Source organism: Vibrio eleionomae, assembly GCF_009874545.1.
Classification (GTDB): domain Bacteria; phylum Pseudomonadota; class Gammaproteobacteria; order Enterobacterales; family Vibrionaceae; genus Vibrio; species Vibrio nitrifigilis.
Genome location: NZ_WEKT01000085.1, coordinates 1 through 12907, shown reverse-complemented (window position 1 = coordinate 12907; position 12907 = coordinate 1). Strand labels below are relative to the sequence as shown.

Below are 12907 nucleotides of genomic sequence, written 5' to 3'. Positions count from 1 at the left end.
AATATAGGCTTGAATTGTCAGACTTTAATGGTTACAACGTGAGGAGCGAAAATGATGTTAATCTTTGTAATTGTCGACAATTTTAATTAGATATAGAAAGGATAGCGCTACGTGCCAAACCATGAAAACGAAAGTGATATTGGCGAATGGATCGCAAATAAAGTATCCAGAGGAGAATGGAACTTCGGCCACAGCGTTAACGAAAGAGAACTGACAGAAGCGTTTCAGCTTAGCAGGCACAAAGTAAGAGAATCGCTAAATATACTTTGTATTGAAGGCATCTTAGAGAAAAAACCGAACAAAGGTTATTTCGTGGTCGAATATGACACTAGCGAAGCTCACGATGGCTATCGAGTGAGAGCCAATTTAGCTTACTTAGCGGGTCAACTTTTAGCAGAAAGAATTTCACTCGATGATCTTCAAACCTTACGTCAGTTACACAGCCGCATGGTAAGCGCACTCGAACGGATGGAAATAGAGCAATATTTTGTGCTCAATAAGCAGCTCCATGATGTACTTTTTGAAGCAACAAAATGTGCGCCGTTAATACAGTTTAATAAGATATTGCAGAAAAAATTATCGCTTTTTCTGCACAAAGAGATGAGTAATCCCATTGGTTTGAAGTTATCGAATCAAGAGCACTTAGCGTTAATTAATCATATTGCGGAAGGTAACGCCAAAGCCGCCGCGACGTGTTTCGAGCAGCACATACTTAAGGGAATAAAATCGTTATAACTCGCTATGTTTATCACGCCCAAATGACTGCCATGTGCAACATTACGGTGACTTGGGCGTAACTAGTCTAACTTATTGATTCAAAGGATGATGAGTCATGAATATTGCAGATAGAATGAGTGACATCCCGTTTTCAGGGATCCGAAAAATACTCGAAAAAGTCAACCAAATGGAAAAGGATGGACGTGATGTGGTTCGACTGGAAATTGGTCGCCCCGATTTCGATACTCCGCAACATATCAAAGATCATGCGATTGCCGCTCTAAATAGCGGGGAAGTTCATTACAGCTCTAACGCAGGTATCAATGCTCTAAAAGAGGCGATTGCAGAAAAACTAGAGCGCGACAATCAACTGCACTATTCTAGCAGTGATATTATTGTTACTGCGGGGGCAAATGAAGCGGTTTTTATCGCTATGATGGCGACACTCAACCCTGGCGATGAAGTGCTGATTCCCGATCCAAGCTGGGTGGCTTACTATCCTTGTGCCACAATGGCTGGTGCCAAACCAGTCCCCTACCCGACCACATTCAAAAATGGCTTTATTCCTCGTATCGAAGACATTGAAAAACGGGTAACCGACAAGACCAAAATGATCGTGATTAATAGCCCACATAACCCAACCGGTGTTGTCTACGATCGACAAATCCTTTCTGAGATAGCAGCCCTCGTTCGACGCCATGATCTGTTTGTACTGTCTGACGAAATTTACGAACGCATCATCTACGATCATTGTCATCACCTTAGCATCGCAACACTGCCAGACATGCATGATCGCACTATCGTCGTCAATGGCATGTCGAAAATATACTCTATGACCGGTTGGAGAATCGGTTATACCGCAGCGCCAAAATTAATGACCGATGTTATGTTGAAAGTTCACCAAAACACCATCGCTTGCGCAAACACATTTGCACAATTTGGAGCTGCTGCTGCGCTAACCAGTTCACAAGCTTGTGCCGATAAGATGGTGGCTGAATTTAACGAACGTAGAGATTATTTGATTGAAGCGCTAGGCACTATTAAGGGGATTAATATTGTACGCCCACAGGGCGCTTTCTATCTCTTTGCCGATATTTCAAGTTTTGGTATGACATCAGAACAATTTGCGACCTATTTGCTTGAAGAAGCTGAAGTTGCCGTTGTTCCAGGATCTGCGTTTGGTCAATGTGGCGAAGGGTGCATCAGAATGTCTTACGCCAACTCACTGCACAACTTAAAACGCGCCGTATCGCGCATCGCTAAGGCATTGGAATCACTTTCTATCTCTGCATAGTTCAGAGATAACGATATCGTAAACAAGGGATTATTATGGATTTAGGATTAAAGGGGAAAGGCGTTATTGTTTTGGCTTCAAGCGCCGGATTAGGGAAAGGTATCGCGTGTGAATTCGCTCGTGAGCAAGCTCAAGTCATGTTATTTAGCTCTAATGAAGAAAAATTGATTGCTGCGCAACAAGAAATTGAAGCGGAAACAGGCAATCGACCTTCGTACATTGTCGGCGATATGACTAAAGCGGAAGACATCAAGCGAGTCGTCGCAGTGGCAGCAGAAAAGTTTGGCAACATCTACGCTTTAGTCAACAACAGCGGCGGTCCAAAAGCGGGCAACTTTGATGCGTTCGACGATGACATCTGGCAACAAGCCTACGACTTAACGTTACTATCATACATTCGTGCCATTCGAGAAGTATTGCCTTATATGCGTAAAGCTGGGGTTGGTCGTATTGTATGTTCAACGTCATCTTCGGTGAAAACCGCACTCGACAATCTGATTCTTTCCAATACCTTCCGTTGTGGCGTTGTTGGCCTAGCCAAAAGCCTTTCACAAGAATTAGGTAAGGACAACATCTTGGTTAATGTAATTGGCCCAGGCCGAATTCGCACCGAACGCATTGATGTTTTGGATCAATTCCGTGCTGAGAAAACCGGGAAAACCATTGAAGAAATGCAAGCCGCTCATCTGAAAAATATTCCACTGGGACGTTATGGCGATCCAGCAGAATACGGCAAACTCGCCGCATTTTTGTGTTCAGAAGCCAATACTTACATCACCGGCCAAACCATGCTGGCTGATGGTGGCCAAGTCAAAGCGATCTAATATCGTAGAGCCAAGGCGGCATTAGGCCGCTTTGGTTATTTAATGCGTTTATACCGACCAACCCGCTGGTAAATGCTCCCATAACAGTTTACTGGTCATAAGCAGTGTGACACAGATAAACACCGGACGAATGAATCGGGGCCCATGATGAAGAACCAATTGACTGCCTAACACCGAACCGACAACCTGCCCAATGCCCATCACCAACCCCAAGCGATAATCAACCTGCCCGATATAAACAAACAATCCTAAAGATACGACATTCCCCATTAAGTTAAGAGGCTTAGTGACCATTGTGGCCTGCTTAATGGTATAACCTAAGAAAATGACCAACGATAACATCCACAACGATCCGGTACCCGGTCCAAAAAATCCGTTGTAGAACCCCAATATCAGCCCTGCTAAAACCATAAAGGGCACGGTTGCTACTTTGGCGGCAGAGCTTGATGTCGCTTTAAGCTTACTGGATGTCATAGAATAAAGTGTTATCGCCACCATCAGTACCGGTAACAATATCTCTAAGGTATGCTTGTCGAGCATACTCACCATCATAGAACCGAACACACTACCTATTACTGTAAACAGCAACCCGAGTTTTAACTGTTGCCAAGTCAACTGCCCACTACGCAAATACATAAAAGACGTGGTTAACTCACCAATAACCGCTTGAAAACGGTTAGTACCTAACACTGTGACCGGAGGCAGCCCAGCCATCATTAAACTTGGAACCGTAATTAACCCCCCCCCCACCAGCAATGGCATCAACCACCGCGGCAACCACAGCGATAACGAACAATAACAGCATCTCATTCACGCCACTGACAAACCAATCGTGCATCATGATGTTTAAACCTCTCATCTTTCCATAAAGAGAGTTGTAACATTGCGCTGTATAAAGTTAAATTTACTAAAACTAACTTCAATATTAAGTTCAAACCTAATGATAAATTCACAAGATTTAGAGTTTTTTACGATTATCGCAGGTAGTCGCTCTCTGGCCGCTGCGGCGCGTAAACTGAATGTCACACCGCCTAGCGTGTCACAACGTTTACAAAATATTGAAGTCAAATTGGGCGTAAAGTTGGTTGAGCGAAATGCACGAACCACTTCCCTTACCGATGCAGGACAGCGCCTTGCCCTCCACGGACAACACCTCCTTCAAGAGTTGCAGCAACTTACAGAAGATATTTCCGACAGTAAATTGGCCATCTCTGGTCAGCTGAAACTGGTCTCATCCCTCGGTTTTGGCGAAAAGCATATAGGTCCTCTAGCAGCAGAATTTCAAAATTTGTATCCCAACGTCACCATTGAATTGAATCTGTCTGATATTCCTAAATGGTCGCTACATAATAGCCCTGACATCATGTTCTATATTGGCTACCTACCCGATTCGTCTCTGAAAAGAACGGTATTAGCGAAGAACCGGAGGATGCTATTAGCCTCGCCTGATTATCTTCGTTCTTGCGCAAAACTAGAACACCCGAATGATCTTCAGCACCATCGCTGTATTGCACTCCGGGAAAATGATGAAGACGCCACCATGTGGCGTTTTACTCATAAAGCGACTCAGGAAACCGCCACTGTACGTATCGACCCCGTATTAGCAAGCAATGTCAGTCGAATTACTAAAAACTGGTGCCTTGACGGGCAAGGCCTTATTCAGCGCTCATCATGGGATGTAAAGCAAGAACTCGCTAGTGGATCGCTCGTGCACGTTTTACCAGACTATGAACTAGAAGAAGCCGACATCGTCGCCCTGCTCTCTTCCGACTCTGTAAATAGATCCAAAAAAGTCACGCTATTTCTGGAATTTGTACAGCAAAGATTGCCCGAACGCCTCAACCAAAATTAAGAATAAAAAAAACCCAAATCGATTCACGATTTGGGTCTGAACAGTATAATCAAAATGCCCAGAAGAACGCCTCCCCGCGTGCAACTGGGTAAGTTGCTACTCATTTAACAGCTTACAAGTTCGTACACTAACGTTCTTTTCTTAAGGTTTGCTTAAGATTATTGGCGGCGTTTCTAGCGTTACCAGACATTCCTTTTCTGACTTTACAATACTCGTTCATATGTGCAATCCAAGTCATACCAAGCATTATGCCTATTGAACAGATAGTTGTACTTTCTTATCTGTCAGATAATTTTACACACTACAAAAATTGTAACTATTTGATTTTAAATAATTTAAATTAAATTTAGAGAAACTGGTTCCATATTAAATTTCCATATGTGTCAAAGATATTTACAAGTCTGTTCAAGAAAAAAATCTTATAAATTAAACAGATAAAAAACACCATATTAAACAATATGTTACGGAATGGATCGTTATATGCTTAATGTAGTATTGGAAGGAGTAAATAATAAACTATTGAGATAATTAATCATTACCTAGGGATTGACACAAATGAAAAGAAAACTTTATCAGTGCTGCTTAGTCACTTTTTTACTTTTACTTTCTCAGACTGCATCAGCAGCAACAATTAACCTTAGTAGTACTACCGAATTAGTTGTTAGCAAAGGCCTGGAGTGGTTAGATTGGGAAAGTATCATCGGTAAGAGTGTTGATGATACATTAACGCTAGTACAACAGAATGATTACAGTTACTTATTAACAGATACTAGTGATATATCAGAACTTATTAGCTCTGGAATATCATTGCTAGAATCTAGGTATACTTGGTCGGGTGGCAGTTACGATGTAGAGCAATTTAATTTGGTGAAAAGTGCAGTGACAGAGCTATTATCCATATTAGGTATTTCATACGATGATGGGCTCGATGATGTTATCAAAAATGAGATTACCTATGCCTCTATCTCGAGTAGTAGTTATTTGCAAGCCCTTGCACAATCATGGCTGACCGATGTTGTCGAAGAATATAATGAGACAAGCAGTTTACAAGAAACTGTCTCTTATGCGGTGGCAACCGCAAGTGACTATATCGCAAGTCAAACACCTGTTCCCGAACCATCAACACTGTTGATTTTCCTTGTAGCTGCACTACTTCTTGTCAGTAATAGACGCCGTATTCGCTCATCTTTCTCGATTAGATATGCAATGTAGTTTCTATACCCAAATGACCTCAAGATGCAGGATTCAGAGTTTCATCAACGAGCCTAGGTCAAGCTCAATCACGGCAGGAAGGGTTATTCCCTTTCAACGTGATTGAGCGCAGAAATAGGTTTGTTGATGAACTCCCAAAGGGCGAGTTGTATTCGCTCCTAGGCTGTGTTGCTGATTTTCTACGTAGAATGACTATGTCTTCAAATCAGTGCCTTGCCTAAGAGCGAATACATTCTCGCTGAAACAGCATCTTGAGGTTACTTGGGTATAACTATAAAGGCTCAAATTCGTTTGAGCCTTTATTGCATCAACTTGTTTGACCATGACTTCACAGCATTATCGATCATGTTAAACGCTAAACGAAAAGCAAGTTGCCCTTTGTTAAAGGGGTCGTCTATGTTCACACCACCATTCCATAAACCAAACAAATACACCTTATAGTTCGCGTAGGGAAACAATTCGCAAAACAACTCTTGTTGCTCTCTCTCCATCACCAAAATAACATCATAAGCATCAACTAACGCCTCATTAAGCTGCATAGCTTTGTGCTGAGAAAGATCGATCCCCATCTCTTTTGCAACCTGAATCGCAACTTTGTCTGCCTTTTTCCCTTCAAGATGATGCTCAGTGACTTGTAATCCAGCAGACGTAATTGCGAGGTCAGGACATAATTCTCTTAGCCGATATTCAGCGTAGGGTGATCGGCATAAATTCCCCGTACAAACCACTAGAACGCTTTTATTCATGGCCTTTTCTCATACAAGGGCTCACCTTACAATTCACGCTCTTTAATTAATTGCTGTAGCCAACGTTTTTCAACAAGGCGATTGCTTTCTGATGGTTCATTTCTATTTGATAACAACTTGCGTTTTTCACGAATCAAACGATCTAAGTGCTTAATAGTCAGTGTTTTTCTCGACACCACATCATCTAATATATGATTAACTTCTGCCAATATCTGACAAAGATTATCTAGCTCCACAGAATCAACTGATGCAGCGTGGTCATAATGCATGGAGGAAACCGTATTGGCATTTACGGGAGCGCGAGTATGACTCGTCGATTGTAAACCGCCAGATAATTCACCTCCCATTTCATCAATCACACTTCTTACCGCTTGCTCATCTATCGTCTGGATATTTTCCATAAAGGCATATAGGAACAAACGATCCATAAAAATATTAATTTTTCTCGCGACGCCACCCGTGTATTGGCTAATCAACGCAAAAATCTTGTCATCTAGACGAGGGTTATTATCCCAACCAACCACCTTTAGTCGATGCAAAATGTATTCGCGGGTCTGTTCAATGTTGAAGGTTTCTAAATGACAAGACGCGATAATTCTCTGCCTGAATTGTTCCATTTCAGGCAGTTCAATAATGGGCTTTAATTCTTCTTGGCCGAGCAAAAAACTTTGAATCAACGGTTTATCATTGACTTGAAAATTGGATAGCATTCGCAACTCTTCAATCGTCTCTGAAGGCAGGTTCTGAGCTTCATCAATAACCAAAAGTGCCCGCTTCCCCTGTCGGTTGAGGTTGTTTAAGAATCCTTCAAGACGTTTCAACGTTTCCGATTTACCTAACCCTTCAACCTGCAAGCCAAAATTAGAGGCAATCATATTAATTAATGCATCGGGAGTAAGATGAGTTGTAACGAGTTGAATGGCAGTTATCGATTCATCGAGTGAGCTAAGCAAACTACGCGCGATCGTTGTTTTCCCCGTACCAACAGGGCCAGTGATCACAATAAAACCTTCACCAGATTCCAACCCATACCTCAGATACGAAATAGCTTTACTATGATGAGGGCTTCCATAAAAAAAATGTGGATCGGGACTCAACTTAAAGGGCTTTCCTGACAAACCAAAGTGCGATTCATACATATTAAAACTCTTTCCTTACATTAATACTGACTCTATTTTCCTTGTAAGCCGCGCTGTTCAGCGTAGACGAACGATCTTCATGTGACACATCGAAGGTCAACGAGAGCTCACGAGTTAATTTATGACTTAACTCTAGATCCCATTTGCGATAGTAGTCTTCTTGAGAGATCGCATCCTCATTATAAAATTTATAGTATTTCCACAAGAACCCAGGAGAAAGTATGGTGTGTCGTGTTAAGTTGTGATCAAGTGAAAGTTCTACGCCATAGGTTTCAACATCGGTATCACTTGAAACATTACTCATCGATTGTTTTTTATCAGACGTTATTTTTAAGTTTGCTGTTGAACGTTTAAATACCAGTTGGCTTTCCCAACTCAGGGTTTTCGTCAACGACAACTGATCTATCTTATTACCCTCTATATATAAACTACGATTGTAATTGGAGACAGACTCCGTATAACTGATGGTATTAGTTAAACGACGCTGAGTGTGAGTAAACGATAAAGAATAAGCATCACCGTAAAAACGTTGCTTATAATCAAGATCCAATGCCGTCCTAGGAGAAGGGGTCCAATGCGCTTTGGCACGCCAAGAGTTAGAATCGTCTGATTTCAATGTAAAATCATAGCCGACTTCAATATAAGAGCCATGCTCAACATAGTAGCGAACTCCAGGACCAATACTGGCGGAATCTTCACTATCACTACTAGATTGACCTTCATAATCTTCATAGTAGGAATGAATGAGTGGACTAAGACCACTCTCTGTTCGCCAGCCTATTTCATTTTCAGATTCAGTCGACTTAGTATCATTATCTGTGCTTGTACCTTGTGTTAATTCATAGCGATCAATACTCGACCAAAAAACATTTTTTGCATCTTTACCCTGTTCAAAATCGACCTTGCTCGTAAACGAGTGATTATCTCCGATACCATCTTGGTTATTGGTAATGGTGGCATCAACACTGCCGTAAAAATCAAATAGCCCCGCAGGATTGCTTTGATAAGAGAGCCCGCCACCGGCAGTACGAGTTTCAATGGTGTTCCCGTTGCTCACATCATCATCAGCGTTACTTTCGATGTTACGTGACAAATTAGAAATAGCAGCCGAGAGGTTACCCCGAAGATTTGTTGTGGCAAAAAGTCCTTTATTGGCCTCAAATTTCAGTTTGTTAAACAACTCATTTTCACTACTATCATAGGAATACAGTAATTGCTGCAACTGGTAGTCCAAAGATAAATTGCCATCATTTCCCTTGGCATCAATGGCCAAACCACCTATCAAATAGGTAATAGCGCTACTCTGCTCGTTCGTTGCAACTGATTTTACGTTATCGGTATATTCCAGTTTGGTCTCAATACTTGGAGTCACAATAACGTCAGCAGCAACACTGTTCTTAATAATGAAGAGAAGAAAGCCGAGCGAGTAAATGCTATTTTTTGCTATCCTTCGAGCCGTAGCCATATCCATAGCCATATCCATACCCATGCCCTGCTTTATGCACTGCTTTATTAATGACGAACCCTGTATCAATCTCACTATTGAGTAACGAAACAGCTTGTTTAACATCATCGAGTTTCGTTTTGTTTTGTTCAACAACAACGACCGCTTGCCCGACTAAATTGGACAAAGTCACCGTCTCCACAACACCAAGAAGCGGTGGGCAATCAAGCAAAATAATTCGGTCACTATAGCGATTGGAAATTTCTTCCATTAATGCGGCCATTTTGCCACTCGACAAGAGTTCATAACTCATATTGTTTGAACTGCCCGCAGGCATCACGCGAAAATCAGGTACTGTTGTAGGATAAATAATATCGCTCAAATCCCCTACATTACCTAACAAGTAATCGGTTAATCCTGGCATTTCATTACCAAATCCAAGCGTTTCACCAATACTTGGGCTCAGCACATCAGCATCAATCAATAAGATGGTTTTATCTCTTTCTGATGCAATACTTAATGCTAAGTTTATAGAAACAAAAGTTTTCCCTTCATTACTATTTGCACTTGATACCATGATTAAGTTGCGATTATTCGCATTAGGTTTGTGCTCTTCCTCCGCGGAAAAGGCCTTTTTCAACAACTTATGTTTAATCAGCCGAAATTCATCTTTGATTTGTCGCTCTGATTCATTATTGCCGTTATTAATCATACCAAGGCTTTCTAATAGCGAATTATTAATTGGAATAATTCGACTACTGTCTTTAAACGGCTCCCTCTTAGGCTTAATGTTCCCAATCCTAGGCTCGACAGGAGCTTGCTGTGTATGACTATGGGACTCTTGAGTAACAGACGTCTCTTTAGGGGTTGGTGAATGATTTAATTCACCCATCGCTTTTTCAATTGTACTCACTGGATTCTCCCTTTTTAAACCAAGACATCTTGAGCAGAAGGAACAACACTAATTGCGACAATGACAGCAAAAAGCAATATCAATAGAACATTAGATAAAATGAACAACTTCGTTTTCCGCTTTTCCCATATCGAGATACCGGAAATGCCAGTCGCAGATACAACCCCATATGTATTAAAACCCGTGAGTTGCAATAGTTGATTTGTTGACGATACCACTGGAGAAATTTGGCTAATTAACAATGAAAGACAGACACCAGCCCCCAAGCCAACAAAGAGTACCCCTGTAAACCACAGAGGGCGTATTGGACCAGAAGGTTTATCCGGAACACGCGGTGGATCGATAATTCTAAATTTAATGTCATCGGCAGAATTACCCACACTTTGTGAAATACGAGCACTCTCTTTACGCGAGAGTAATTGTTCATATTTTTCTTTAGTGATGTTGTAATTACGAGTTAACGACGTCAGTTGGGCCTCAACACCAGGAACCTTATCAAGGTCTTTCTGTAATTCAGCTATTTTGTTTTGATAGTTATCGACACGTACTTTCAATGACGCAACATCATTTTCTGTTTCGCTATAATTACGCTTCAGGTCTTGGTAAACAGGGTCGTTTTCCAACGCATCTTCAACAGTATAAGACTGCAGCTGTTTCTCTTTCAATTTCTGCAAATCTGCCAACTGATTACGAGTTTCAATCACATCGGGATGTTTATCGGTATACCTGAACAGGAGATCATCGAGTCGTTGTTGCAGTGCATTAATCCGATCATCGTAATCTGTTTTACCACGCAAGATTTCATTATGAGCGTTCGCTTCCTCTTTCCTCATTTGAGAAGAAATAGACTTAAACTTCGTGGTTGCCTCATTAAGTGCTAATTGAGCATCTTCCAATGCCGCTTTGTTTTTTTCCAACTGAGAATAGTAACCAGAGTCACTACCAGGCAAAAATCCTTGATATTGGCGTTTAAACTCCGCCAATTTGGACTCATCGCTCTTCAAACGAGATTCATACTCAGAAATTTGCGTCGCAATAATTTGACTTGCATTATCCGTATCCAAACGCTGTTCAGATAACGTATTTTCAACAAATACATTGAGTGCGGCTTGCACGACATTTTTCGTATAAACCGCATTAGTACCGCTATAACTAATCGTGTATAAGTTTTCTCGACCACCAGAACGAATTACAATGTTATCTTCTAGGTTTTTTATAATTGCTTCATATTCTTCACTATTTTTGGCTCGCACATTGGCATCAACGTTACGGGCAATCGTTTCCAAGTTTGAACGACTCAGTAAAGTTTTTACCATCAAATGTAACTCTTTAGATGGATCGACCTCGACAGCCAAGCCTCGTAACAACGGTTTTAATATTGATCGAGTATCAGCATAAACTCGCGCTTCAGAGGTATACTGATCAGGCATTGTGGCAACAAACATCCAACCACAAATACAGACCAACCAGCTAATGATGACGATATAACGCTTTTTAAGCCAAACACCGCGCAAGTATTGGAGGATCTCTTCAAACATATCATGCATTATCTATTTCCCCCGACCGATTAAAACCATGACTCAGGGATAATGATGATGTCCCCAGGCAATAAATCGACGTTAGCTTTGATATTTCCATCTTCCAATAAATCATCTATCTTCAATCCATACTGTTTTTGCTTACCGTTAACGACTCGAATCAGGCTTGCATGATTACCGTTTGCATATTCAGTTAATCCCCCGACTTGAATCATGGCATCAAGTAGCGTCATATTCTTGGTGTAACTAATGGCTTTAGGTTGTGAGGCTTCCCCAATAACGCGAACTTGCTCACTAAAAGGACCAACAAACCCATCAACGATGACCGAAACGATCGGTTGTCGGATGTAATTTGCCAATTTTGCTTCAATCTCACGAGCCAGCTGAGTTGGTGTTTTACCTGACGCATGGATATCTTCAACCAATGAAGTAGTAATCATTCCATCAGGCCGCACTTTATAAGTGCCAGAAACTTCAGCGTTGCCCCATACAAAAACGTTAAGTGAATCTCCGGGGCCAATCAGATACGAATAGTCATTAATATTCTTAGTGAGAGATGGATGTACAGTCGCTGTTGGCAAGCCAGGAAGAGAACTTGAACAGGCAACAATAAATACAGAACAACTAATTGCAATTAAACGAGAGAACCTAAATATAAATTTACCAATTCCTTTCATGGTTACATCCACCGTATGTATAACGAAATTTCCTTTGTTACAAGTTTTAACTTCAATAAGATAGATCAAATTATTCTAATCAAGTTAAATCGAGGCGATTATAATTTATAACTAATCCTTAGTTATTTACAGTTCATTATTTATTTATTTTTCATAATTTAACTATTCAAGTAACATTTATTGCATTTATCTCACATTTGAGACAGTGCGCATTTTATTACTATTATTTATTGCATACCAAACCATAAAATAGAACCTATTAAACCAAATCATAAGCAGAACAAATATATATTATGATGTTGACCCGTAGTTTAAAATAGAGCAAAGTGTTAGAGTCGCAAGAAAAATTTACTAACATTTATATTTTTACTTTTTTCCAAGAGTGTCTAAAATTCAAATCTATCAACAAAAAAGCTGGGGAGGCACAACGAAAAAAGAATGAATAAACACATGAAATTAAACGAAATTTTATAAGTAACTATTAAATAACGAAATTATAATTAATTCAGAAGATGCCAGAGCCAAGGGTTGTATATTAAACTGTTAATATC

13 protein-coding genes are annotated in these 12907 nt (G+C 40.7%); 5 read left to right on the top strand and 8 right to left on the bottom strand.

Annotation, left to right across the window (positions count from 1 at the left end; genetic code table 11):
• Positions 1-111: 111 nt before the first annotated feature.
• The 3 genes from F9817_RS22770 (at position 112) to F9817_RS22760 (ending at position 2835) form a co-directional block, all read left to right on the top strand.
• Complete coding sequence (locus F9817_RS22770) at positions 112-735, top strand: FCD domain-containing protein (RefSeq protein ID WP_161158502.1); 624 nt, start codon at positions 112-114, stop codon at positions 733-735.
• A gap of 97 nt (positions 736-832) precedes the next feature.
• Positions 833-2011, top strand: a complete 1179-nt coding sequence (locus F9817_RS22765) for a pyridoxal phosphate-dependent aminotransferase (protein ID WP_161158501.1) — start codon at positions 833-835, stop codon at positions 2009-2011.
• A 35-nt stretch (positions 2012-2046) separates the two neighbouring features.
• On the top strand, positions 2047-2835 hold the full coding sequence (locus F9817_RS22760) for an SDR family oxidoreductase (protein WP_161158500.1): 789 nt from the start codon (positions 2047-2049) through the stop codon (positions 2833-2835).
• A 48-nt stretch (positions 2836-2883) separates the two neighbouring features.
• Here the strand turns inward: F9817_RS22760 and F9817_RS22755 are convergent, their stop codons facing one another.
• Both F9817_RS22755 and F9817_RS23885 read right to left on the bottom strand, forming a co-directional pair.
• Entirely contained in the window at positions 2884-3552 is a 669-nt protein-coding gene (locus F9817_RS22755) for a TSUP family transporter (protein ID WP_202436568.1), read from the bottom strand.
• On the bottom strand, positions 3512-3676 hold the full coding sequence (locus tag F9817_RS23885) for a hypothetical protein (protein WP_202436567.1): 165 nt from the start codon (positions 3674-3676) through the stop codon (positions 3512-3514). Before F9817_RS23885 ends, F9817_RS22755 begins: the two co-directional genes overlap by 41 nt.
• 99 nt (positions 3677-3775) lie before the next feature.
• Here F9817_RS23885 and F9817_RS22750 point away from each other — a divergent pair, with 99 nt between their 5' ends.
• Together F9817_RS22750 and F9817_RS22745 are read left to right on the top strand one after the other, a co-directional pair.
• Complete coding sequence (locus F9817_RS22750) at positions 3776-4687, top strand: LysR family transcriptional regulator (RefSeq protein WP_161158499.1); 912 nt, start codon at positions 3776-3778, stop codon at positions 4685-4687.
• A 555-nt stretch (positions 4688-5242) separates the two neighbouring features.
• Positions 5243-5899: a PEP-CTERM sorting domain-containing protein gene (locus tag F9817_RS22745; protein WP_161158498.1), complete on the top strand. Its 657-nt coding sequence runs from the start codon at positions 5243-5245 to the stop codon at positions 5897-5899.
• A 299-nt stretch (positions 5900-6198) separates the two neighbouring features.
• Here F9817_RS22745 and F9817_RS22740 read toward each other — a convergent pair whose 3' ends face one another.
• From F9817_RS22740 to F9817_RS22715, 6 genes are read right to left on the bottom strand one after another with little or no spacing between them, the layout of a single operon-like run.
• Complete coding sequence (locus tag F9817_RS22740; RefSeq protein ID WP_161158497.1) at positions 6199-6645, bottom strand: low molecular weight protein-tyrosine-phosphatase; 447 nt, start codon at positions 6643-6645, stop codon at positions 6199-6201.
• A gap of 26 nt (positions 6646-6671) precedes the next feature.
• Positions 6672-7784 carry an XrtA/PEP-CTERM system-associated ATPase gene (locus F9817_RS22735; RefSeq protein ID WP_161158496.1) on the bottom strand — a complete coding sequence of 371 codons (1113 nt, stop codon included), beginning with the start codon at positions 7782-7784 and terminating at the stop codon, positions 6672-6674.
• A gap of 1 nt (position 7785) precedes the next feature.
• Positions 7786-9267, bottom strand: coding sequence for a TIGR03016 family PEP-CTERM system-associated outer membrane protein (locus tag F9817_RS22730; protein ID WP_161158495.1), 1482 nt, complete (start codon positions 9265-9267; stop codon positions 7786-7788).
• The gene (locus F9817_RS22725; RefSeq protein WP_161158494.1) at positions 9218-10141 is read right to left on the bottom strand and encodes an XrtA-associated tyrosine autokinase; all 924 of its coding nucleotides are present in this window, start codon (positions 10139-10141) and stop codon (positions 9218-9220) included. The genes F9817_RS22730 and F9817_RS22725 overlap by 50 nt, the downstream gene beginning before the upstream one ends.
• Before the next feature lie 14 nt (positions 10142-10155).
• Positions 10156-11688, bottom strand: coding sequence for an XrtA system polysaccharide chain length determinant (locus F9817_RS22720; RefSeq protein ID WP_161158493.1), 1533 nt, complete (start codon positions 11686-11688; stop codon positions 10156-10158).
• Positions 11689-11708: 20 nt separating this feature from the next.
• Positions 11709-12356, bottom strand: a complete 648-nt coding sequence (locus F9817_RS22715; protein ID WP_161158492.1) for an XrtA/PEP-CTERM system exopolysaccharide export protein — start codon at positions 12354-12356, stop codon at positions 11709-11711.
• Positions 12357-12907: the final 551 nt, after the last annotated feature.

Bases quoted from the DNA above. Each gene is read 5' to 3' on its own strand.
- F9817_RS22745 (WP_161158498.1), top strand. From the start codon at position 5,243: ATGAAAAGAAAACTTTATCAGTGCTGCTTAGTCACTTTTTTACTTTTA.
- F9817_RS22760 (WP_161158500.1), top strand. From the start codon at position 2,047: ATGGATTTAGGATTAAAGGGGAAAGGCGTTATTGTTTTGGCTTCAAGC.
- F9817_RS22755 (WP_202436568.1), bottom strand. From the start codon at position 3,552: ATGATGGCTGGGCTGCCTCCGGTCACAGTGTTAGGTACTAACCGTTTT.
- F9817_RS22720 (WP_161158493.1), bottom strand. From the start codon at position 11,688: ATGCATGATATGTTTGAAGAGATCCTCCAATACTTGCGCGGTGTTTGG.
- F9817_RS22715 (WP_161158492.1), bottom strand. From the start codon at position 12,356: ATGAAAGGAATTGGTAAATTTATATTTAGGTTCTCTCGTTTAATTGCA.
- F9817_RS22750 (WP_161158499.1), top strand. From the start codon at position 3,776: ATGATAAATTCACAAGATTTAGAGTTTTTTACGATTATCGCAGGTAGT.
- F9817_RS23885 (WP_202436567.1), bottom strand. From the start codon at position 3,676: ATGATGCACGATTGGTTTGTCAGTGGCGTGAATGAGATGCTGTTATTG.
- F9817_RS22735 (WP_161158496.1), bottom strand. From the start codon at position 7,784: ATGTATGAATCGCACTTTGGTTTGTCAGGAAAGCCCTTTAAGTTGAGT.
- F9817_RS22730 (WP_161158495.1), bottom strand. From the start codon at position 9,267: ATGGATATGGCTATGGATATGGCTACGGCTCGAAGGATAGCAAAAAAT.
- F9817_RS22740 (WP_161158497.1), bottom strand. From the start codon at position 6,645: ATGAATAAAAGCGTTCTAGTGGTTTGTACGGGGAATTTATGCCGATCA.
- F9817_RS22765 (WP_161158501.1), top strand. From the start codon at position 833: ATGAATATTGCAGATAGAATGAGTGACATCCCGTTTTCAGGGATCCGA.